The following is a 592-nucleotide window of genomic DNA, read 5'->3' as shown; positions in this document are numbered from 1 at the left end:
ACTGGCGTATTTGCAAACTGGGACGGATCTAAGAAATCCACCATTGTCACAGAAAATAATGGAGCAATAAGAGGCCAATCTGCTACCTTCAATTACAATGATATTGGAGGAAACATAGTAGGTGGATTCAACTTTGGTTCAATTACCGAAGGCTCTACTAACAGTACTTAGGCATCAGGTCAGAGACTAACAGTGACATTGACCGATAATGACCAAAACAGGAACGCAAAGCTTACCGAACATTTGAATGATTATGACGGTTCTGTTGACAGAATTACTACAATGAAGATTGGAACTCCATTCTCATTGACAAGTGGCTGTCCAGCTTGCTTGACATTGGCACTTGATCCAAGTACAATGCACAAAAGCGCAGGAGTCGTAACTAAAAATGTAAACGGCAGCCAGTCGATTAATTTCACTGGAGCCAGTTCCGGTACTCCTTTGACAGATCCTGACATTGCTCAAGATGAATCATTTAGCAACCGTGCAGTTCCACAATTTGTGAACAGCACAGGTGCTAACCCAACTGTTACGCTATTAAATGGCGGTAACGTTGTCATCGATACAACAGCTACCATGCAGACATTGTTGA

General features: G+C 42.2%; 1 protein-coding gene. It reads left to right on the top strand.

All coding sequences use genetic code 11. From position 1 onward, the window contains the following. Positions 1-192 precede the first annotated feature (192 nt). On the top strand, positions 193-592 hold a 400-nt coding region (locus DYY66_RS05015), incomplete at its 3' end, for a hypothetical protein (protein WP_218583614.1).

This window comes from Candidatus Nitrosotalea sp. FS (assembly GCF_011319475.1).
In the GTDB taxonomy this organism is placed as follows: Archaea; Thermoproteota; Nitrososphaeria; order Nitrososphaerales; family Nitrosopumilaceae; genus Nitrosotalea.
The sequence above is the reverse complement of the archived record's forward strand: the minus strand, read 5'-3'. Positions and strand labels throughout refer to the sequence as shown.